The sequence below is a fragment of the Acinetobacter sp. YH12252 genome, assembly GCF_013417365.1.
GTDB classification, from domain to species: domain Bacteria; phylum Pseudomonadota; class Gammaproteobacteria; order Pseudomonadales; family Moraxellaceae; genus Acinetobacter; species Acinetobacter towneri.
In genome coordinates, this window is sequence record NZ_VPEA01000006.1 from 32,874 (window position 1) to 55,524 (window position 22,651).

At 41.9% G+C, this 22,651-nt stretch carries 20 protein-coding genes and 1 riboswitch; of the genes, 2 read left to right on the forward strand and 18 right to left on the reverse strand.

Annotated elements, in window-relative coordinates; all coding sequences use genetic code 11:
* Nucleotides 1–12: 12 nt before the first annotated feature.
* The 18 genes from FTV28_RS07640 to FTV28_RS07725 all read right to left on the reverse strand — a co-directional run bounded on the left by FTV28_RS07640 (nt 13) and on the right by FTV28_RS07725 (nt 19,577).
* A complete protein-coding gene (locus FTV28_RS07640; RefSeq protein ID WP_179989955.1) occupies nt 13–822 on the reverse strand; it encodes a helix-turn-helix domain-containing protein in 810 nt (269 codons plus the stop codon).
* Nucleotides 813–1,622, reverse strand: a complete 810-nt coding sequence (pilW, locus tag FTV28_RS07645; RefSeq protein ID WP_179989957.1) for a type IV pilus biogenesis/stability protein PilW — start codon at nt 1,620–1,622, stop codon at nt 813–815. The genes FTV28_RS07640 and pilW overlap by 10 nt, the downstream gene beginning before the upstream one ends.
* A 54-nt stretch (nt 1,623–1,676) precedes the next feature.
* Nucleotides 1,677–2,909, reverse strand: a complete 1,233-nt coding sequence (gene rlmN, locus FTV28_RS07650) for a 23S rRNA (adenine(2503)-C(2))-methyltransferase RlmN (RefSeq protein WP_167846248.1) — start codon at nt 2,907–2,909, stop codon at nt 1,677–1,679.
* 138 nt (nt 2,910–3,047) lie between these two features.
* Nucleotides 3,048–3,479 (reverse strand): nucleoside-diphosphate kinase, encoded by a 432-nt coding sequence (ndk, locus tag FTV28_RS07655; protein WP_004975092.1) that lies wholly within the window; start codon nt 3,477–3,479, stop codon nt 3,048–3,050.
* A 161-nt stretch (nt 3,480–3,640) separates the two neighbouring features.
* The gene (gene iscX / locus FTV28_RS07660) at nt 3,641–3,841 is read right to left on the reverse strand and encodes a Fe-S cluster assembly protein IscX (RefSeq protein WP_004975089.1); all 201 of its coding nucleotides are present in this window, start codon (nt 3,839–3,841) and stop codon (nt 3,641–3,643) included.
* A 101-nt stretch (nt 3,842–3,942) separates the two neighbouring features.
* Nucleotides 3,943–4,494 carry a phosphatase PAP2 family protein gene (locus FTV28_RS07665; protein ID WP_004975087.1) on the reverse strand — a complete coding sequence of 184 codons (552 nt, stop codon included), beginning with the start codon at nt 4,492–4,494 and terminating at the stop codon, nt 3,943–3,945.
* A 25-nt stretch (nt 4,495–4,519) separates the two neighbouring features.
* The gene (locus FTV28_RS07670; RefSeq protein ID WP_179989959.1) at nt 4,520–5,803 is read right to left on the reverse strand and encodes a glycosyltransferase family 1 protein; all 1,284 of its coding nucleotides are present in this window, start codon (nt 5,801–5,803) and stop codon (nt 4,520–4,522) included.
* A 266-nt stretch (nt 5,804–6,069) separates the two neighbouring features.
* Nucleotides 6,070–6,495 (reverse strand): hypothetical protein, encoded by a 426-nt coding sequence (locus FTV28_RS07675; protein ID WP_004975083.1) that lies wholly within the window; start codon nt 6,493–6,495, stop codon nt 6,070–6,072.
* 31 nt (nt 6,496–6,526) lie between these two features.
* Complete coding sequence (locus tag FTV28_RS07680; protein WP_179989962.1) at nt 6,527–8,845, reverse strand: fimbria/pilus outer membrane usher protein; 2,319 nt, start codon at nt 8,843–8,845, stop codon at nt 6,527–6,529.
* A 3-nt stretch (nt 8,846–8,848) separates the two neighbouring features.
* Entirely contained in the window at nt 8,849–9,565 is a 717-nt protein-coding gene (locus FTV28_RS07685) for a molecular chaperone (protein WP_104852477.1), read from the reverse strand.
* Nucleotides 9,566–9,663: 98 nt separating this feature from the next.
* Nucleotides 9,664–10,194, reverse strand: a complete 531-nt coding sequence (locus tag FTV28_RS07690) for a hypothetical protein (protein ID WP_131260765.1) — start codon at nt 10,192–10,194, stop codon at nt 9,664–9,666.
* Between the two features lie 753 nt (nt 10,195–10,947).
* Nucleotides 10,948–11,874 carry a branched-chain amino acid transaminase gene (locus tag FTV28_RS07695; protein ID WP_004975074.1) on the reverse strand — a complete coding sequence of 309 codons (927 nt, stop codon included), beginning with the start codon at nt 11,872–11,874 and terminating at the stop codon, nt 10,948–10,950.
* A gap of 34 nt (nt 11,875–11,908) precedes the next feature.
* Nucleotides 11,909–14,653: a bifunctional [glutamate--ammonia ligase]-adenylyl-L-tyrosine phosphorylase/[glutamate--ammonia-ligase] adenylyltransferase gene (gene glnE / locus FTV28_RS07700; RefSeq protein ID WP_179989964.1), complete on the reverse strand. Its 2,745-nt coding sequence runs from the start codon at nt 14,651–14,653 to the stop codon at nt 11,909–11,911.
* 176 nt (nt 14,654–14,829) lie between these two features.
* Nucleotides 14,830–15,636, reverse strand: a complete 807-nt coding sequence (locus FTV28_RS07705) for an enoyl-ACP reductase (RefSeq protein WP_004975071.1) — start codon at nt 15,634–15,636, stop codon at nt 14,830–14,832.
* Nucleotides 15,637–15,815: 179 nt separating this feature from the next.
* Complete coding sequence (locus FTV28_RS07710) at nt 15,816–16,808, reverse strand: DUF2804 domain-containing protein (RefSeq protein WP_004975070.1); 993 nt, start codon at nt 16,806–16,808, stop codon at nt 15,816–15,818.
* Between the two features lie 203 nt (nt 16,809–17,011).
* Entirely contained in the window at nt 17,012–17,533 is a 522-nt protein-coding gene (locus FTV28_RS07715; protein WP_179989966.1) for a DUF1543 domain-containing protein, read from the reverse strand.
* A gap of 174 nt (nt 17,534–17,707) precedes the next feature.
* The gene (gene trpB / locus FTV28_RS07720; protein ID WP_004975067.1) at nt 17,708–18,952 is read right to left on the reverse strand and encodes a tryptophan synthase subunit beta; all 1,245 of its coding nucleotides are present in this window, start codon (nt 18,950–18,952) and stop codon (nt 17,708–17,710) included.
* On the reverse strand, nt 18,924–19,577 hold the full coding sequence (locus tag FTV28_RS07725; protein WP_179989968.1) for a phosphoribosylanthranilate isomerase: 654 nt from the start codon (nt 19,575–19,577) through the stop codon (nt 18,924–18,926). The genes trpB and FTV28_RS07725 overlap by 29 nt, the downstream gene beginning before the upstream one ends.
* A 192-nt stretch (nt 19,578–19,769) precedes the next feature.
* Nucleotides 19,770–19,994: riboswitch (cobalamin riboswitch) on the forward strand.
* Nucleotides 19,995–20,029: 35 nt separating this feature from the next.
* Between FTV28_RS07725 and FTV28_RS07730 the strand changes: the two genes are divergently transcribed.
* Entirely contained in the window at nt 20,030–21,898 is a 1,869-nt protein-coding gene (locus tag FTV28_RS07730; protein ID WP_179989970.1) for a TonB-dependent siderophore receptor, read from the forward strand.
* 95 nt (nt 21,899–21,993) lie between these two features.
* Nucleotides 21,994–22,578 (forward strand): cob(I)yrinic acid a,c-diamide adenosyltransferase, encoded by a 585-nt coding sequence (locus FTV28_RS07735; RefSeq protein ID WP_168542354.1) that lies wholly within the window; start codon nt 21,994–21,996, stop codon nt 22,576–22,578.
* The last annotated feature ends 73 nt before the right edge of the window (nt 22,579–22,651 follow it).

Here is a 22,651-nt window from a genome sequence, read left to right on the forward strand (position 1 = left end):
TACCTTGCTGCATTATCGAGATAAACGGAATTCTGCTTTTCCGTTCACAGTATATGGCGATAATGAAATCGACTCATTGTTCAAACTTAATGACACAGCAGTCGCATCATCTAAGCGAATTTGAAATGGGGCTTCGCCTTGTAAATTTAAAGTAGAGGCTTGACGTCCTGTCGCTAAAACATTGCCAGCAGAGTCAACAATATGCACTGAAGTTGGACGAGCAAATTGCAAATTCAGCTGATCGCCCGAAGCAAGTGCAGGCGTGCTGCCTGTCGCATTGTCAGAAATGATTTGCACATCGGATTGCAGTACTGCAATTTCAGGTTCTGCACCCTCTTGACCAGACGACATCCAGTTCTGAATCAATGCCACCAAAGCCCACAGGAGCAATAAGACGGCAATTGCAATCGCGATACGGGTCAGCCACTTCTTATTACGATCACGGTTGGAACCAGGCAGTTTCCCCATAATTTTGATGGGTGAATTGTTCAAGGCATGGTTCGGTAACAAACCTGTATCGTTGGCATAAATTTCATCAAAACGCTGAATAATCGCAGAAGCATCGACCTGCAAATATTTGGCATAGGTACGATAATAACCTTTAATAAAGGTCGCTTCTGGCAAGGCGGTATATTCATCCTGCTCAAGTGCAGTCAGTGTTTTCAATGGAATTTTCAAATCTTTTGAAACATCAGCCAGATCGCGTTTTTGATTCACACGAATTTGACGAAGGTACTCACCTGGACGTTGAACATTTCCTAATGCATGGGGTACCTGATTGCTCCCCTGTGATGGTTGCGGTGAATTAGGATTTACTTCCATACGGCCTCAGTACTGTACTGTAATTGCAAATAACGTTGGTATTCTTGGCTATTGGGAAATAATGCACGCAGCTGGTTCACTAAAACCTGAGTTCCCAATTGATCGCCATTGGCACGTGCTAAACGAATCCCAATCCATAAGGCACGCGCACCCTGATTTTTTTGCCCGACCGCACGTACAAACTGTTCATACAATTGTCGCGCGGGTGCAAATTGTTGTCTTAAATATAAAATTTCAGACAACTCTAACATTGAAACATAAGAATCGCGGTTGGCTTGCAAGGCTTGTTTGAATGATTTTTCGGCATTCGCGACATCACCCAACTTTAAATAAATACGCCCTACGTTTTCTAATGCTCTAAAACGCTGATCATAACCCAGTGTTGCACCAGCAATACTGAGCTGCTCAATCGCATCATTATAGCGTTCTACTTGATATAAATACGTACCATAGTTGTTACGCGCTTGTGCATTTTTTGGGTCAGCGGCAATGGCACGCTTAAAATACGCATCGGCTTTTTCTAAATTCAGCTTGCTGCCTTCTTGTTGCAGCAACACGCCCATCATCATATTAGCGGTGGAATCACGTGAATCGCTTTCCAAAGCTTGATCAAGTGCGCGTTTGGCTGAGTCTAAATCGCCATTTTTTAAATATTCTGCAGCAAGTTGAGTGCGTACTTGTACTGCTTTTTCTGGGTCTTTTTGTCCGAGCGTTGGCGCTGTGGTTTGACAAGCTGCAGCAAAAATTGCCGAAATACAAACGGTTGTAATTTGTGCGAATTTAAATACAGACTTATTCAATGGACATCCCCTTTGCGTCTTAATTCGATGCAAGTCGCTTATCTATACAAGTCATTATCCTTGCGAGCGTATAATTTCATTTTGCGCTGCAACTTTCTTTTTCCACTGCTCTGCACGACGGGTACGATCAGCGACTTGTCCGACCAATTGCCCACAGGCAGCATCAATATCATCACCACGTGTCTGACGAATCGTACACACAAAACCTGCATCAGACAAAGTTTTTTGGAAAGAAATAATTCGATTTCGGCTAGAACGCCCATACGGTGCGTGCGGAAATGGGTTAAATGGAATCAAATTAATCTTGCTTGGCAGGTTCTTGAGTAGCTTAATCATTTGCTGCGCATGTTCAGGATGGTCATTTACACCATCTAACATGACATATTCAATGGTCACGTGTTTACGCGCACTTTCGTTGCCATCTTTGCCAATATAACGCTGACAAGCTGCGATTAATTGTTCCAATGGATATTTTTTATTGATTGGAACAAGTTCATCACGCAGTTCGTTATTGGTGGCGTGCAAAGAAATTGCCAAAGCCACATCAATATCTTGTGCCAATTGGTCAATTTTAGGTACAACACCCGAAGTCGATAAAGTCACACGACGCTTAGACATGCCATAAGCAAAGTCATCTAGCATAATGCGCATGGCGTTCAAGACGGCATCGTAATTCAACAACGGTTCGCCCATACCCATCATCACCACGTTGGTCACAGAACGCTCACGTTCAATCACAGGCACATCTTCCATATAGGAATAGTTTGCCATCCACAACTGACCAATAATTTCGGCTTGGGTTAGGTCACGCTGAAAACCTTGTTTACCCGTAGAACAAAATGAACAGTCCAGTGCACAACCTACTTGCGATGAAATACACAGGGTTTTACGTGAGCCAGTTTTGTCTTCGGCAGGAATCAGAACGGTTTCGACCAATGAGCCTTCACCATCACCGACACGGAATACCCACTTACGCGTACCGTCTTTAGAATAATTTTTATGCACCACTTCAGGCGCTTTAATTTCACAAATCTTTTCCAGTTTCTCACGTAATTTGCCCGAAATATTGGTCATTTCGGCAAAGTCTGTAACAAAAAACTGGTGAATCCATTTCATCACCTGCCCTGCACGGAATTTCTTTTCGCCTAAGTCTTCAAAGAATTTTTCCATTTGTGGACGTGACATGCCAAGGAGATTCACTTTCTCTGCAGTATTGGACTGTGCAGGAGCGGATGCAGATGCTTGCTGAACATCTGTCGCAGATGCAGCGAGGACTTCTGTACTCATGTGTGTATTACCTAAACCATGTCTAAAGATGAAAGGAGATGCTCAAGAGGTGAGCAAGGGTTTATTCAGAAAATAAAAATTCGGAGAATAAAAAACCAGATAAGCATAATAACACTTATCTGGTTTGAATACTGCGTATTAACGAGTACGTGGGCAAACTTCAGTTTGAGCAAAGAAGTAGTTTACTTCACGCTCTGCAGATGCAACTGAGTCTGAACCGTGAGCAGCGTTTTCGTCGATGCTTACAGCGAAATCTGCACGGATTGTACCAGGAGCAGCTTCTTTAGGGTTTGTCGCACCTAAAATTTCACGGTGAGCAAGAACTGCGTTTTCACCTTCAAGAACTGAAACAACAACTGGACCAGAAGTCATGAACGCAACTAGGTCACCAAAGAAACCACGTTCTTTGTGCTCAGCGTAGAAGCCTTCAGCTTCAGCTTGAGAAAGGTGTTTCATTTTAGTCGCAACGATTTTAAGACCAGCTTTTTCGAAACGAGCAAAGATGTCACCGATGTGGTTTTTAGCAACTGCATCTGGTTTTACGATAGATAAAGTACGTTCAATAGCCATGATTGGCTCCTTAAGTCAATGTTGACGCGAAAATTTTGCCGCATTATACCGAATAATGGGCTATTTTCTGCTTTTGATGTGTAAAAAAATTGCTTTTTTCGATATGAAGCGCATTGTGCAGGACCTTGATCGGCAAATCAATCTTGCTTCACACCGCTAGATTAACGTGCTTCGTCAATCCACGCCATTTGAATGGCTTCTAAGATGCCTTCAGTCGATTTTTCGGGATCATCTTGAAACTCTGGCAAAGCACAGACCCAAGCGTGCAAATCGGTAAAACGAATCCATTGCGGATCGACATCGGGATGCGCCTCATATAACTCAATGGCAATGTCGATGCTGTCCGTCCAACGTAAACCCATGTGTATTCCCTATTCTAGTCAAGACAGCGACTACTTTAACAAATTTCGCATGGGCTGCCTGCCATTACTGCACTGAATTTTCGATTTGGTTTTATCCAAGCTTATAAAACAATATTTACATAAGGTGCAGCCAAAATAATCGCACTCGCCACTGAACCGCCAATCATCGCCCCGACTGCCACATCACTCGGATAGTGCAAGCCTAAAATCATACGGGAAACGGCCACCAAAATCGTAAAGGGCAACATCAACATCAACAATACTGGCTGGATATAACCCAAAACCGTTGTGGTCATGACTGCATGCAAAGTGTGACCTGATGGGAAGCTAAAATGATCTAAGGGACGTTCACCCAAACGGATCACTTGGTGTACCTGATACGGACGTGGACGGACGGTTTTTTGTTTTAAATATTTATAAATACCTGTGCCGACAGATCCGCCTAACAACAGATAAATAATTTGTAAACTATAACCAATGCCCTGCATCATCCATGCACTTGCGAGCATGACATACCAGAACACACCATCGCCCAAACGGCTAATAACTTTAAAAAATTGTGCCACCCGCTGAGAGTGGGAAAAATGGTTAAGATACAAACAGCCTTTTAAGTCGAGATCCAGCATTCTTATTTTTGCATTTTTAAACTTCATCAGTTCTCTCCTCTTTGGCGTATAGCTAAGATGGCATGTGTAGCTCCTTCGCCACCAGATATAACGCCTGCTCAAATTGTTGGACTGGATACTGCCAGCAAATATTTAAAGTCGCTTTGCGGGCGTGTTCGCCCATCTGTCTAAGGGTTGTAAGATCGGGAAGTCGGTGGATATGACCGACCAAATCTTCTGGCTGACCGAGTGGACTCAACCAGCCTGTTTCATTCGGTTTTAGATGTAAACGTGCGCAAGCATAGTCATAAGCAATGACAGGCAAGCCACTGGCCATAGCTTCTAACACGACATTGCCAAAGGTTTCGACCTGACTGGCAAAAGCAAACACATCGGCACTGGCATAGGCTTGTGCAAGTGCTGTGCCACTTAAACTACCTGTAAAAATGATATCTCCCTGAGCGTTCATGGCTTCTAAACGTTCACGGTCTGGCCCATCTCCAACAATCACCAATTTCACAGGCTGTTCGGTATTTTTTGGCATACGCTGATAGGCATTAATAATAAGATTGACTTCTTTTTCAGGTGATAAACGCCCTACATACAACATCACCCGCGTATTTTCACTCGCACCCCAGCTTGCTCGCAGTTGGGTAGAACGAAAATCTGGTGAAAAATATTCAACATCGACACCACGCCCAACCACCACCAAAGGCCCTTGCACACCAAACTGACGCAATGATTTTTCAGTATGGCTACTTGGCACACACGTCAGCGAGGTATTGTTATGAAACCATTTTAGATAGTGCTGAATTGGCTTGAGTAAAAATGCCAAATCGAAAAAACGGCTAAAATCTTGAAATGCGGAGTGAAAACCACTTGATACTGGAATATTTTTTGATTTTGCAATATGTAAACTGGCAAGCCCTAAAGGGCCTTCAGTGACGATATGCACCACATCAGGTTGAAACTCATCTAAAGCCTGCGAAAGTTTAGACCACTGCGGCCAGCCAAATTGTAAATTATGATATTTAGGAATGGCTTGTGCTTTTACCAGACATTCTTGGTACGGTTGGAATTGAGTGCAGGCTTGTTTTTGTTCAGGGCGAATCAATAAAATTTTGTGTCCAAGTTCCTGCAATCCTTTGCAAAGCTGCAACAGTGAACGTGCCACACCATTAATTTCAGGTGGCCAAGTTTCTGTTACAAGGGCAATTTTTAAACGTGGGCGGACAAGGTCTGAGAGTTCAGAGGTAGGCTGGCTGCTTTTTTGTTTTTGATCTTGTTTGAAATGAAATTTAAATGCATCGCTGTAACGCTCTAATTTACTGCTCTGCTTTGCCAATACATTGCTCATCGCCTTTTTGCTCAATTCTTATTTTATGCTTGCTAGCATAGAGCAGCTGCATTGCAGTAATATGATGCTTTGGTGACACATTTGTCATTTTTTTAACAACTCGATGATCGCCTATACCTAGTTTTGCACACATAGTTTTATGTATAAATTTAATGTAAATCGTTTGCTGTCATTCACCCTAAATAGATAAAAAAAGCAGATATTGGATACCTGCCTGCTGAATATCTTGTTTGCTGAATACCTGATCTGCTGCACATCGAAGCCCTCTAAAAAAGTAAATTAATATACAACTCATCGGTATAACGACCTGCTGGCGTTGTCAAACTCGGTTGTTCATCCAAGCGTACCGCGACACTGTATTTATGTCCTGTCGTAGAAACATGCCCTGCGATGGGCGTGTTCCACAGATTTGTTTTTGCTCCCATAATACTCATACTGGTGCGTAAACGGTGTGTGCCATTATTCACAAAACTGCTGCCATGTTTGTCACGTAAATTACGACTACTGAACTGAATGCTATAACCTCGATCACAGCGCACATTAAAACTGGTTGCAGTCTGGCTACGGTATTGTGAGCTCATTTGCAATAAAGATTCACTGACCGAACCAATGGTGCAAGCCTGTGCAGGAAAACAAATCCAGCATCCACACAGCACTAGACTTAATTTTTTTACCATCCCTAATTTTTTCATGTTCTCATCCTCAATCATCCTGCTGATATACTTACTGACAAATCAAATCTAACTGTCTGGTTTGTGGAACAGTGCCTGCTTTAATTTGAGGGACTTCAAGTGAACTATGGCAAACTTTTCCACCTTTGGTTTTGACTTTCAGCGTATAACTGCCTGCTTTCACACCATATAAATGTACTTTTCCATCGCTGCCCACAGGTACAAATTCGGTTGCATCATCACTTAAATACACTTCACTGCCCTGCACAAAGGTCTGCTGATCGGGCGTGAGTAAACGCAATATGATCAATCCTGTACGCTGAACAGGGAAATTCACTTTATAGCCGCGTTGATTCATACCAATCACTTTTTGGCTTGAATATTCAAAGCTGTCATACAAATCTAACTGGTCTTGATCAAAAGACACGTCGTAATTGACGTAAGGCACAATGTCGTGCACAAACACATAACCGTGTTGATTGGTTTTACCAACAGGTGTTAAGGCACGTTGTACTTCCACATTTGGAATATCACCAACATTCACCAAAGCAAAAGCATTGTCTACATATTTGGTCATGGCCCATTTACGGTCTAACCACACTACTGCACCCTGATAATTGGCTTGACTGTAGCTAAAGCTCTCACTTTCATCGTGGCTTAAATATAAATTACCCATCGGCATTTTCAGGGCGGTATAGGCATTTACCCCAATATCCCCTTCTGTTTGTTGGTGACGCACAGCAAGAGTGTAATCCACACCATTTTGCGTCAGGCTGCTCTGTGCATAACGCAACTGGGTTTGCTCATCAAAATTATGCGAAAGCTGCGCACTGCGGCGTTGGTCAAATTGATAATTCAGTGTTAAATATGCCCCGTCACTATCCTGCACTTTCAAATCTTTATAATAAGAAAACGACAGTGAAGTTTGACGCCCAAACATACGAGAAAAACCAACTGTAAGCATTTGGCTATCTGCAAAGCTATTATTTGCATTGGGATGATAACGGCGCTCTAGATAGTTCACATTTAAGGTATTGATTAAAGGAATATTAAAAATACTGACATAAGCTAAGTTGTCGTATTCCACTGTTTGTGTCATATCGCTATAACCCAAACCACGATATTCAGGACTGTAGTATTTATGACTTGCACCAAGTGCAAGCCGACTTCCATTACGGCTTAACGAAGCGCCAAAGGTATAACCATCGCCCCAATCACTGTGGCTAGACGCAGCATGCGTATCTAACAAGGCATATTTGCTGAGAGATTGCGTCCATAGCAACCCGACATTCTGCATATCTTTGCTATAACTTAAATTGGTTCCTAAAGTCGTGCTGTCTGTAATTCCACGTCTGAAATAAAGGTTGCCAAAAAACTCCCGATAATCATCCGACACGTAGTCGTAGTCATAACGCAGCTTTCCTGCAGAAAAGTTGTATTCGTTCAGTCCTGGTTTGAGTAGTTGCGTGGTGACATAAACTGGAAAAGATTGCACGGTACGATTTCCCAATACATCTTCCACGACCACTTGCGCCTCGCCCGACTGCTGAATATTGGCACCCGTATTTAAGGTATAGTGCCCAGGCGTCACTTGTTGCTGATATAAATTGATGCCATTAATGTATAAATCGACGGTGGATGGCAGTACAGCACTGCCTCTTAAAGTGGGTACATTCCAATAAATAAAGTCTGGATAACTACTAAAATTTGAACCAAAAGACACACCACCAAATCTGAATGTATCTAATAAAGGATTGTAAACGCTGGTGTTATCACCCAAAGTTAAACGCTGATAACGTGATGGAAATTCAATTTCAAAACTGGTATTCAAACGCAGTAGCTTATCTTGATCCTGTTCTGCCTCTTTGCGATACATCATGCCATTTTTAAAAATCCAGTAATCTTTAAAAATACCAAGCTCCGCCAAACCATTTAATTCATTGTAATTATCATAACGTGCATACAGCACATTATAATTTAAAAAACCGCCCAACTCTGCTTTAGACGGAATCGCATGGGTTTGGCTCAGTTGTGCATCTATAAAATAGCTGGCAGGTACGGTCAATTTAATCGCTTGCAGCGCAAAGTCTTGTTCAGACTGAATTTCATTGGTGGTTACAGAACAGAACTGAGTTTGTGCACTGTGTTTTTGTAAACGGTCTTGCTGTAAACCAAGTTGCTGCAAGACCTCGCATTCCATATAGCGTTGCCCATCCTGCTGCAACACCAAACTTTCAATGACACGATCTACGCCATTCAGCCAAACACTATTCAACGCCATTTCAGCATTGGCAGCATTGGCAGCATTGGCAGGTAATGGTATCCCCCACAGGACACATTGCAGCGCAAAAAACAGTCGAGTTCTATGCATGATTTAGCCCTTCATTTTTAACTCAATGGCTTGCTCACTTTTATCTGTTTCAAGTTTGAGTATGTAATTTTTCAAATCACTGAGTTTGATTTGCCCCATATCAAAGCTGTGTTTTTGTTGATTTAACAAATATTTCATTTCACGTGTGGTTGCGATGGGTTGTTTTTGTTGGTTTAAAATGCTGATTGAAGAAATTTGCACATGCGATGCAGCATGATTTTCTATCTCTAAAAACAAATGGTCGTTTTGATAACGCGGGGTTGCAGTCACCTGAATGGCATCTTGCTTACCCACAAATAAAGGAACAGAAATCGTAAATAAAAATTGGAGAGCGTCTTCTTCCACCACAGGGGCAATTTCTTTAAAAACAATACGCCAAGTTTTTTCTTGCGCCATTTCTTCCTTAGAAAGTGGTCGGCTAAAACCTACGCGTATCACTTGTTGTGCATTCGGTTGTAAAACAAAGTTTTTAGGATTAATTAAGATGTCTTGTTCTGGTTCTAGCACATCTTCACCCTGTGCATTTTGCGACCATTTGTAGGCAGACATTTCAAAGCTTTTCGGTTCAGTAAGGTCTGTGGCTTCCATGACCACCGTTGCACTGCGTTGTCGTGCTTTATCGCCCAAATACATTTGAGTCGGTGAAATCACCAAATTTGCATAAACTGCCTCTGCACATAAACAACTTGCGACCAGCACATATTTCAATAATTTTTTCATGCATCCCCCAACAATGTCTGATTACGCTTGTCTTTAGACTAAAAAGTTGACTCCACCCTGTCGGTAAAGCCAACTGATTCAGATTGCGTTCAAGTGAATTAGAATGACACTCGAATGTTGTATTTATCGGTATAGGTACCCGCTGGTTTAGAAATACCTACACCGTCACTTTTAACCAAGACATTGTAAGTACTCCAGCCATTGTTGCCTGGCGCAATATTGGTTTGCTGATCGTTTAACTGAATCAAAGATGGTGAACCCGCACGTTTGGTTTCAACCGTTAAGCCCACTGCATGATTACCTGATTTGGCTGCAGATTTGGTTGTTTTGCCTCCACCAACACGGTTGTCGGTATCGACCAATAAGTTGTAGTTTGCATTCGCCCCAACCATAAATTGACCAGAAGCTTCTGCACCATCTTTTAATGAGATACTTGGTGTTTTCACTTTCAGCTCACAGCGCTTAGGCACAATCACTTGAATTGGAATACTTCCTGTACATGGCCCTTCGTTACATACTGGGGTTGGCTTAGGGTCTGGTTTAGGATGATGATTACCACCTGCCATTGTTACCGTTGAAAAAGCTCCGAAAACCATCAAAGCAGCAGCAGTTTTAATAAATTTAGACATGTCACTTCTCCATAACTCTTATAAAAAACCATTTTTTAATCATTCACTCACTTGAGATATCGTTAGAATTATTGAAACTCAATCCTTAGCAAGCTTCTTCATTTTAGGTATTTTTCACAAGAAACCATCTATGCGCCCTATTTCACGCAATATTAAATAAACCTTGGATTTCAGAAAATTAGGAGATTAAAGTACTGTTTTAAATGACATCGCAAAAAACTAGGGAGCAGCTCACTCCCCAAAATTTGTGATCCAAATTTTAGGGATAATGAAAAATATATATTTATTTACATCTAGAATAAGTTTTTGTTTTTAATTAATTTTCATTGTATTTTTATTTTAACTTTTGTTACATTTTAGATGGGTTTATTTTTGAAAGAATGGTCAAAAATAAAATTTTATCTCTTTTTTTAATCCACTTTTCACGTATTTGATTCACTATCCCCTATCACATTCAACAGACTGAGCGTTTTTTTACATCAAATCTCACCAATTACAGGGATTGCCCTTCGCTATAAAAACCCATGCTTTAAACGACTGAATTTATCCAAAAGATCAAATTTTTACATCACCAACTCAACGAAGAAACAGTTGATCATTCATCTATGTCTGTAAAGTGAGAAATAAACCTCGCAAGAAGTTTAGCCGTTCAATAACGCAATAGCAGACAAAATAAAACCCCATTCAAGCCACTGCCTGAATGGGGTCATCACACCTGAGTCAGTAATATAGACTCAGGTACACACGCGTGACTTATTTAACGTAAGTCAACCAATGTGCATATTTGTCATTCTTGCCTTGAACTGCGTCAAAGAAAGTTTTTTGAATTTCAGTGGTAATTGGGCCACGTGAACCACAGCCAATCACACGGTCATCGTATTCACGAATTGGGGTAACTTCTGCTGCTGTACCTGTAAAGAAGGCTTCATCGGCAATGTAGAATTCATCACGCGTAATACGGCGTTCAACTACCTCATATCCCAAGTCTTTAGCAATGGTGATCACCGTTTGACGCGTAATACCATCTAAAGCACCGCCTGCGATGTCTGGTGTATGTAAAACGCCATCTTTAATTAAGAATACGTTTTCGCCAGAACCTTGACATACATAACCTTGTGGATCCATCAACATCGCTTCGTCATAGCCTGCTTGCGCTACTTCTTGGTGTGCAAGAATAGACAAAGTGTAGTTACCAGAAGCTTTAGCTTTACACATGGTCACGTTTGGATGATGATGCGTAAACGATGAAGTTTTAACGCGAATACCTTTAGCCATCGCTTCTTCACCCAAGTATGCACCCCAACCCCAAGCCGCAACAGCAGCATGAATGGTGTTATTGGTTGCAGCAATACCCAGTTTTTCAGAACCAATCCAAATTAATGGACGTAAATAGCACGATGAAAGTTTGTTTTCACGTACCACATCAATTTGCGCCTGTTCTAAAGCTGCTTGATCAAATGGTACTTTCATTTGATAGATTTTTGCAGAGTTTAACAAACGCTTAGTATGGTCCTGAAGACGGAAAATCGCAGTTCCGTTTGGCGTTTCATAAGCGCGGACACCCTCAAACACACCCATACTGTAGTGTAAGGTATGCGTTAAGACGTGAATTTTTGCATCACGCCAGTCAACCAATTGTCCATCTTGCCAAATAAAACCATCACGATCAGCCAAATTCATGGCACACACTCCAAATGTTTATACAATAGTCATTTTAATCCAACGCAGACATTGCAGTCGGATCAATTAATCTTTGCCATAACTTGCAAACGACCTCACGGGTATCGTACCAGTCCGCAGCATTGACTTGCATGGATTGATTTGCAAGGGCTAAGCGGTGGCTTTCGGCTCGTTCACGGAGATAAGCTTGAATCAATGCTGTCGCATCGTCGCTGGATAAGCAACCTGTTTTTGCGGCATCTTCAAGGATTCTTACGTTGTCGGAATAATGGGCGAGATCAGGATTCGACCCACTCCAGGCTAATACCGCATACTGTGCCATAAATTCGATATCAACGATACCACCTGCATCCTGTTTTAAATGAAAAATTCCATCTTTTTTTTGCTCTTTAGATGAACCCAAATGATCTTTCATTTTTTGACGCATTTTCAGCACTTCACTGCGGACATAAGCTTCATCTCGCGGCTGGGTTAAAATCTGACAACGCAACACTTCAAACTTGTCACGTAAACATTGCTCACCCGCAATACTGCGCGCACGCACTAAAGCCTGATGCTCCCACAGCCACGCACTTTTCAGTTGATATTGCTCAAAGGCCCGTAAACTGGTCACCAATAAACCCGCATCTCCCGAAGGACGTAAACGGGTATCGACATCATAAACTCGACCATCTAAAGTTTGCGTGGTCATTAAAGATACAAATTTGCGTGCCACCCGCATGGCAAACTCAAAGCCACTGATCGGTTTAATGCCATCGGTATCGGCTTGTTCATCCATGTTGTGAATAAAAACCACGTCTAAATCTGAGCCGTAACCCAGTTCGATGCCACCCACTTTGCCATAACCAATAATGGCAAAAGCGTTATGCTCCAAACCACAGCGCTGTCCTTCACTGTCTAGCGGATAACCATGTTTTTTGACAATCATCTGATAGGCCAGTTGTAGGGCTGCATTTGCGGTCACTTCGGCAATATCAGTTAACGCATCTGACACTTTCATTAAGTGACTTTCTGCCAGTACATCGCTGGCCGCAACTGTTAATACGTTGGATTTTTTGAATAAACGTAGCACCCGCATGAGGTCTTCAACTTCATCCAGTTCAATGCGCAGCAATTGTTGGCGCAAAGAATCTTCCAAATCGCTGCGTTTTGGCAATTCAAAATCCATGGATAAAAACTCATCTAACAACACAGGATATTGCGTTAATTCTTCACAAATCCACGGGCTGACTGTGGCCATTTTTACCAAGCGTTGCAGTGCCCCCTTGCTTTCAATCAGCATGACCAAATACACGGTACGACGCAGAACAGATTCGACCAGTGGCATTAAACGCATCAATGCCATTTGTGGATTTTCTGACTGCAACACTGCTTCAATCAAGTGTGGCCAAAAGGTTTTTAAACGCTGTAAAGCTTTGGCGGTGAGTTTTTTAATGGCATGTCCATACCAGAACTCATGCACTAAATTTTTCGCTTGATCGTCTAGTACCGCATCGAGCTGTTTTTCTAGCTGACTGTAATTTTCCAGCAAAGAATCGGGTTCATTTTCTTTAATTAAATGCTCAAACTGATAAATGACTTTGACACGCTTTTCATTTAGGGTCTGCATAAAGCTGTCCCAATCGGCAAAGCCCAAAGTATCGCTAATGCGTGCGCGTAACTCAGGTTCAGTCGGTAAAGCTTGGCTTTGCTGATCATTCAAGGCTTGAATGGCATGTTCTACTCGACGCAGGAATAAATAGGCATCTTCCAAATCCAGTACGGCTTGTGGCTCTAGCAATTCAGCTTCGCCCAAATGGCGCAAACTCACCAAACACTGGCGGTCTTGTAATTCTAGTTTTGAACCACCGTAAATCAGCTGAAAAACCTGCACAATAAATTCAACTTCACGAATACCGCCCGCGCCCAATTTAATATTGTCTTCAATATTACGACGCTGCACTTCGCGCTCAATCATGGCTTTCATTTCGCGCATGGCTTCAAAGGCGGTGTAATCGACATATTTGCGGAATACGAAAGGTCGGGTCATTTCCAGCAGTTCATAACCTTCTTGCCCACCTGTGATAATACGTGCCTTAATCCAAGCATAGCGTTCCCATTCGCGTCCATGCTGGCTTAAATATTTTTCCAGTGCGACATGGCTAATCGCCAAAGCAGAACCATCGCCCCACGGGCGTAAACGCATATCGACACGGAAAACAAAACCATCGGCGGTAATATGATCTAATAGATAGATCAGCTTTTGTCCCCATAAGATGCAGAATTGCTGCACTTCAATGCACTTACGTCCATTGGTTTCACCTTGTTCATCAAAGGCAAAAATCAAGTCGATGTCACTTGATAAATTCAATTCCTGCGCACCATGCTTGCCCATGGCGACCACAATCAGGTCTTGGACTTTGCCGTTATATCCTATCGGCTCACCATGCTTGGCAACCAACGGAATCCGCGCAAAATCTTTGGCAACTTGCACACAAATATCGGCAAAGTCTGAAAGTTCCTGTGTCAACGTCACCACATCGGTGAGTTGGTTGGCATCTTGCCAAATCCAGCGGAACATTAAACGCGCGCGTAAAATTCGCAGGGTTTTCATCCACAAGGTTTCATCTTGAATGTCTTGTAAAGTCGAAATCACCAGTTGATGAATGTAGTCTGCGCTCAGCGGTTTTAGGAATTGGTCAATTGCATAATCCTGCTGTAACAGGCTTTCGTGATTTGCCAAGACTTGTTCTGCATATTGACTGGCATGTAACGTTTTTTGCAATTGTTCCGCATTCATTTTTAAGACCTAAAACCCAGTTTTATTTTGAAATATTGTCAACTCATCTATTTATAGCAGCAGATGCGCCAAAGAAGAAAATAAAATTACAGCAATCTGCAAAATACCTCTTGCTTAAAATGCAGCGATAAAAAAACCGAAGCCTAAACTTCGGTTTTATCTGCTTGATGCAATGCTTATTCAGCATCTAGCATTAATTCTGCGCTCATACCAACCGTGTTAAAACCTGCATCGACATACAGAATTTCACCAGTAATACCATTCGCCCATGGTGAGCAAAGGAATAATGCCGCATTACCGACATCTTCAATGGTCACGTTACGTTTTAAAGGTGCAACTTTTTCATTCAGGTCTAACATTTTACGGAATGATTTAATGCCCGATGCGGCAAGCGTACGAATCGGACCTGCAGAAATTGCATTCACGCGAATACCGTCAGCACCCAAGCTTGAAGCCAAGTAGCGTACACCTGCTTCTAAAGATGCTTTCGCCATACCCATAACGTTGTAGTTTGGCATCACACGCTCAGAACCTTGATAAGTCAAAGTCAATAAGCAACCTTGGCGTGCTTGTAATAATGGTTTTGCAGCACGTGCCATCGCAATAAAGCTATAAGCACTAATGTCATGCGCAACTTTGAAACCATCACGATCTGTAACATCGGTAAAGTCACCATCTAAAGTATGCGCAGGCGCAAAACCAATCGAGTGAACCAAACCATCTAAACCATCCCAGTGCTTTGCCAAGTCAGCAAAAGCTTGCTCAATTTCTGCATCTACGCCTACATCGCAAGGCAATACAATGCTTGAGCCAAATTGTGCAGCGAAGTCATCAACACGTTTTTTGAGTTTTTCATTCGGATAAGTAAATGCTAATTCTGCACCTTCACGATGCAATGCTTCTGCAATACCAAATGCGATAGATAATTTACTTGCAATACCAGCAATTAAAAAACGCTTACCCGCCAAAAGACCTTGTGCCATGTGAAACTCACCTTGATATATTTCGCAGTATCATGCCAATTCTGAACGCATAGTGAAATTGCATAATGCGCCTTTTTTTGCCGTTTATGTAAAAACTCAATGGCGATTCAAGTGAGTGATAGATGACGTCACATGATGATCTGCAAATGGTGACGTACAATCTTGGTTAAAAACTTGCCCTACCACTTGGCATAATGCTGTTCAAGCAAGCCGTATTCGTTTAACAAAATAATTTCGGTATCGTCTTGTTGAATAGTACCACTAATTTTAGCTTGCCATTGGCTGAACTGACTGCCGACTAGACGCAAATTCAGGTTTTCATAACGGCGCCAACCTGTGCTGACAGTTAAATTCAAACGATGATCCAGTGAGCGAATGCTCCACGAGCCATCATCCTCAGGTTGGAACAACACATCTGTTAAGGGATACAGCACGCCATTAATCCACAAACAGTTTTCGTTGCCAAAACTTTCATTCACACCAGAAGCCAGATTCAAGCCTACACGACGGTCTTCGGTATCCCAAAAGTTGCACGACAACCAAAACCATGCTGTTTCAGGGCGTAAAAAACCGCAGGTATCATCTAAAGAAGCAAAGGTGCGTTCATGGAATTGAATGGTTTGTCCTGTTTTATTAACAAAATAGCCTTCACAGCCGAGTGTGGTCAGTTTTTGGGTGTAAGTCCAACCATTAATACCTGTTGGGCTACACATACTTAGCGGGTCTGTGCCTGCACAAAATATCCGCGCACTGAGTTTAATTTCACCATATTTGGTCACGCGGATATAACGCACACCATTGGCATGTTGAATTTCAATTTGAAATGGCGATTTTTCAAAAAAACTTTGATTAAATAACGGTTGCTCATCTAAAACCGTATTACGCGATAAAAAATTAATCGCATTCCATTCCTGCACTTCGCCCGTCATGTGATTATAAATATAGACAAAACCGTGCCCTGCCCAAGCAATATCGGCAATCGCAAGCCCAATGGTATAGTGTTCGTGCTGAATACTACAAAATTTAAACTTTTTATATTTTAAGCGTTTACGCCAACCCGACAATACTTCACCATACGGTGATTTATATTGATAAGCCTGATAATCAATTTTTTTGGGAAGTTCACTAAAACGTCCATAATGCGGTTGTCCATTCGCCTGAATTAAATCCATTGAAGACATTCCCTATTGTCTAAAAACAATTCATCTTTGGTCGTATTATGCCTACAAATGCATGTACAAAAAACCCGCAGCTTATGATTTTGTTCAAAAAATTATAAAAGCATAGATTGTTTTACTATTTTAAGGCTTGAGCGTTCACTAAATATACAAAATATAAATTAATAGATATCTTCCCCTCAATATTCTGAAGGTATTTAAGCATCAGCATTCAAAGTCAGATAGGTATTTTCCCAACGATTGCCTGAAAATGAGCCTTCAACCAATTGCACATAGCGACCATGCACCTGATCTATCGCAATACAATCATCTACCTCTAAGACCCGATCGGTATGTTGTTTTTGCCAGTGCTGGGCAAAATAGGCTTTACCACGCTGTTTTGCCACCATTGGATTTTGCGCCACCACCAGTACATAACGATGTAACTCGCCAAACTCACGCGGATCATATCCACCTAAATTAATTAAATACAGTCGGTTTTCTGCCTGATTCGGCTGCGCATCGGTAAATTTTAAATAGTAGGATTTACCTTCAAACTCAACACCATTAATTTGCGCCCATGCGTCAATATGCAAACCGTTCGGTTCTGCAAACCAAGCCTGCTTGAGTTGCGGATAGGTCTGTTCTAAAGAATCACCTACCGCAAGTACCACATCATGCACTTCGGTATTGGCTCGCGCATGACGTCCGCCTAACATCACGATAAATAAACTGGGCATATCCGACTCCTGCGCAAATATCCTAAGCTTGATGGCTTTTATGGTTGATGATTTTTAAGCATGATTGTTTAAAGTAGCGAGAATTTTTCAATCCTCCAAATAAAAAATCGTGCCGAATTGCTTCAGCACGATTGAATTGAAATGTAGCATACTTTATTTCAAGCAGCTTACGATTTACATATCCACCATTTCCACGCCATCAATGCGGGCAACAGTCATTAAGTCTTTATCACCACGACCTGAAACAGTCGCAATAATGATTTGGTCTTTATCCATCGTTGGTGCAAGCTTGCTTACATAAGCCATAGCATGCGAGCTTTCTAAAGCAGGAATAATCCCTTCGATACGGGTTAAATCACGGAAACCTTGCAAGGCTTCTTGGTCATTGATTGGCACGTAATCGACACGGTGCATATCTTTCAGGAAGCTGTGCTCTGGTCCTACACCTGGATAATCCAGACCTGCAGAAATAGAGTGGGTTTCAATGATCTGACCTTGTGCATCAGACATTAAATAAGTACGGTTACCGTGTAATACGCCCACGTGTCCTGCATTCAATGGTGCAGAGTGTTTGCCTGTTTCAATGCCTAAACCTGCGGCTTCGACACCGTACATTTTCACTTCGGCATCATTCAAGAACGGATAGAACAAACCCATGGCATTAGAACCACCGCCTACACAAGCCACCAATGCATCAGGTAATCGACCTGCCTGCTCTTGAATTTGGCGACGCGCTTCACGACCAATAATCGACTGGAAATCACGTACCAATTGTGGATATGGGTGTGGGCCAGCGACCGTACCAATCACGTAATATGTAGAGTCAACATTGGTGACCCAGTCACGCATGGCTTCGTTCATGGCATCTTTTAAGGTTTTTGAGCCACTTTCTACAGGTACAACAGTTGCACCAAGTAAACGCATACGGTACACGTTCATGGCCTGACGCTTCACGTCTTCTGCACCCATGAACACCACACATTCCAAGCCTAAACGAGCGGCAATGGTCGCGGTTGCTACACCGTGCTGACCTGCACCTGTTTCGGCAATAATGCGTTTTTTACCAGACAGTTTTGCCAACAGTGCCTGACCAATGGTGTTGTTCACTTTATGTGAGCCAGTATGGTTCAAATCTTCACGTTTTAAGTAAATTTGTGCACCACCCAACTCTTTTGACCATCGCTCAGCATAATACAAAGGACTAGGACGACCTACATAGTAGGCGAGATCGCGGTCGAATTCTGCCAAAAACTGCGGATCATCTTTCATGCGGAAATACAATTTCTCTAAATCTTGTAAAGCCGCCATCAGCGTTTCTGACACAAAACGTCCGCCATGGATCCCAAAATGCCCTTTTGCATCTGGGAATTGGGTATAGTCAATCACTGAGTTATTGTGATTTGTACTTTGCTGATCCACGTTGGACTCCTTGCATGAAATTTTCTATGAGTTGTTGGTCTTTAATACCTTTTGCAGACTCCACTCCGCCACTGACATCAACAGCATAGGCTTGAGTCGTCTGAATTGCATCTTCAATATTTTCAGGGTTTAAACCACCCGCCAAAATTAAAGGAATATCGAGTTTGGGGAATTTTGACCAGTCAAAACTGTGTCCTGTACCACCTTTCAATTCAGGATGCCACGCGTCTAATAATACTGCGCTTGCACCTGCTTGTTGATAGCTTTTTATTGCATCCAACACATTTAAATCGGGTTTGACCTGAATGGCTTTGTACCATCGACGTCCAACTTGCTCTGCTATTTGCTGACATTGCAAGGGTGTTTCATCGCCATGAAATTGCAAAATATCTAAAGGCACTTGTTTCAATACAGTGGCAATTTCATCTGCCGTTGCATTGACAAATAAACCGACCACTTGCACATAAGCGGGAATGTGTTGCAGCAAGCCTTGTGCTTGTTTAATGCTCACATTGCGCGGACTTGGAGGATAAAACACCAAGCCAATTGCATCTGCACCCGCATGCACAACACTGTTTATATCTTGAATTCGCGTGATTCCGCAAATTTTGGCACGGGTACGCATCGTTTTGGACTCTAATCCTGATTTTCAATCTTCATTTTGCTGATCTTGCTGTGCGTGACTTTTAAATTGTCTGTTCACACTAACAAAATCAGATATTGGGGCGAATCATTGTAATGCAATTTTAAGGGGTTGAGTGAAGTTCAGGCGGATTATTCTGCATTTCCGTTGTTTAAATGGCATACAGACTTTATACTTCGCGCAAATGCAACGAGTTCTAGCTTTGAGCTTTAGGGAAGTTGGTGAAAGTCCAACACTGCCCCCGCAACGGTAACCATGAAACGTATATCAATTTAAATCTTATGATTTACACCACTGTATGAACAATATGGGAAGGTGGATATATAGCGAAGCAATCATAAATTAGAAGATGCTTGGCACATTGAAGTCCGGAGACCTGCTTGTTGTGCCCTTAACTCAATCATTCACGTGGGGTGAATGTATGGAGCAAAGTCATGTCTACTCTTTTTCAGCCTACTGCTTTAGTGGGCGCAATTGCGCTTGCGATGGGTTTCTCTGCGTCTGTATCTGCACAAGACAGTTCTAATGTTGTCAATGCATCTTTAGACACTTTGGTCGTTACCGCGACACGTTCTGAAGAAAAAATCAAAGATGTGCCTGCGCGGATTTCTGTGATTGATCAAAATGCGATAAAAAAGAATCCTGCTCTCAATTTATCTGACTTAATCCAACAAGACCCTTCTGTTTATGTGAAACAAAGCGGGGGGATGGGGCAAATTTCAGAAATTGGACTACGTGGAACTAAAGCCGTACATACCCTAGTATTAAAAGATGGTGCTCGCTTAAATAGCCAAAATGAGCTTGGTCCACTTTATCCTGCATATTTAGATACTTCGGATGTTCAACAAATTGAAATTTTGAAAGGCCCAGCTTCCGTTCAATATGGTAGTGATGCAATTGGCGGTGTAGTTCAACTTATTTCAAAAAAACCTGTGAAGTCTGGTGCAGAATTAACTGGCATCTATGGTGAAAACAATACTTATAAAACCATTCTAAAAGCAGATTTAGTCACAGATCAAGGATTCTACGCTCAAGTAGGTGAACAACGCTTAGAAAGTGATGGAACTCGCATTTTTGAAAGCCAAGATAAAAACGACAATGCCAGCTACGATCAAAAAGGCTACAATGCTAAAGTAGGCTATTTCCAGGAAAATCAGATTGATACCTCTGCTTCGATTAGTGAAAATAAAGGAACCAGTATTTTCAGTAATGATTATATTACCAATACAGCTCCTCGTAATTTTGTAAATCGTGTCATTAATGCAAAAGTTGATTACAATATTCTGCAAAATTTAATTTTAGGCACTCATTTTGCAAATGTTCAAGATAAGCAAGATGTACCTGCCTACGGTTCAAAATACGATACAGAAAACAATCAAACTGACCTAAACCTGAAGTGGAAGTTTACTCCACATCAAAATATTCTGATTGGCACAACTTATAATGATGCAAACTATCAAACCAATACTATTATTAATAATGATCAAAGCGTAGCAAGTACAGGTTATTATCTACAACACCAATTTAAAAATGAACTGTTTGACACCCAAGTTGGGCTACGTGTAGAAGACAATGAGCTTTTTGGAAGCCACACAGTAGGTCAAGGTGCTATTCGCTATCATTTCCTGCCTAATGCAAGCGTTTATGCCAATATTGGCAGTGCGTTCCGTGCTCCAACCCTGAATGAACTCTATTCTCAGTGGGGCGGAAATGAAAATTTAGAACCCGAAGAAAGCATCTCTTATGAATTCGGTTTAGATTACGGTATTACCAACAATTTAATCGCAAACCTTTCTGTTTATCGTACTAATGTTGATAATCTAATTGCCTATAGCAATAGCAATAGCATGAATCAAAATGTTGATGAGGCACACTTCACAGGTGGTGAGGTTGCACTAAAATGGAAAAAAGATGATTTATTCCTAACAACTGGGTATGCATATGTTAAAACAGAAAATGAGGCAACTGGTTTAGAGATTGCTTATCGACCTAAACAGACATTCACATTAACCACGGGATTAGAAAATCCAGTCTATGGCATTAGTACTTCATTAATTGCACGTTCGCACTCAAATGCAAGTAATAGCGCAAATAGTGTAAAAGTTCCAGGTTATGCAACCGTCGATTTCAATGCTTATTGGAATATTAACCCAACGGTAAAAGTCTTTACTAATATTCAGAACATTGGCGATGTGCAATATCGAGAAGTCTATAAAGCTGCAAGCTCTTGGGACAACTCACCAGAAGATTGGTACATTAATGGCGGTCGTTTTGCCTCTGCTGGAGTCACTTTCCGTTATTAATTCTCAGCTTCAAAAAAATATATAAAACAGCGCAGTTTATGGATAATGTTTTGACCGGCATTATCCTTTTTTTCATTTCTACCTAAGGAAAAGTTATGGGCCACCGTTTAAGCAAAATCTACACCCGCACAGGCGACTCAGGCACAACCGGACTGGGCGATGGCTCACGTGTCGCCAAAGACGACTTACGCATTCATGCACTGGGCGATGTCGATGAACTCAATGCCTGCATAGGCGTATTGCGCTCACAAATTACACATAGCAACATTCAAGACAAAAACACTTGGGACAAATCGCTTAGCCTGATTCAGCACTGGCTATTCGATTTAGGCGGTGAAGTCTGTATCCCCAATTACCACCTCGTACAACCGCTTGCGATCGAATACTTAGAACAAGACATTGACCGCATGAATGAAAGCCTGCCAATGCTCAAAGAGTTTATTTTGCCTGCAGGTACATTGGCATGTAGTTATGCACATCAAGCTCGTGCCGTATGCCGTCGTGCAGAACGCAGTTTAATGACCGTACACAACCGTGATCAAAATATTCAGGCACCGTCTTTGCAACTACTGAACCGACTGTCTGACTGGCTATTTGTGGCATCTCGCAGCTTGCAACGTGCCGAAGGAGGCAGCGAAGTATTATGGCAAAAGAACATCAATGACAGTATTGGTAACTAACATTACAAGCTAAAATCGGAAACTAAAATAAAGCCCTGATTTTGCATCTAAAAAATCACGTCGGATGCTGCTT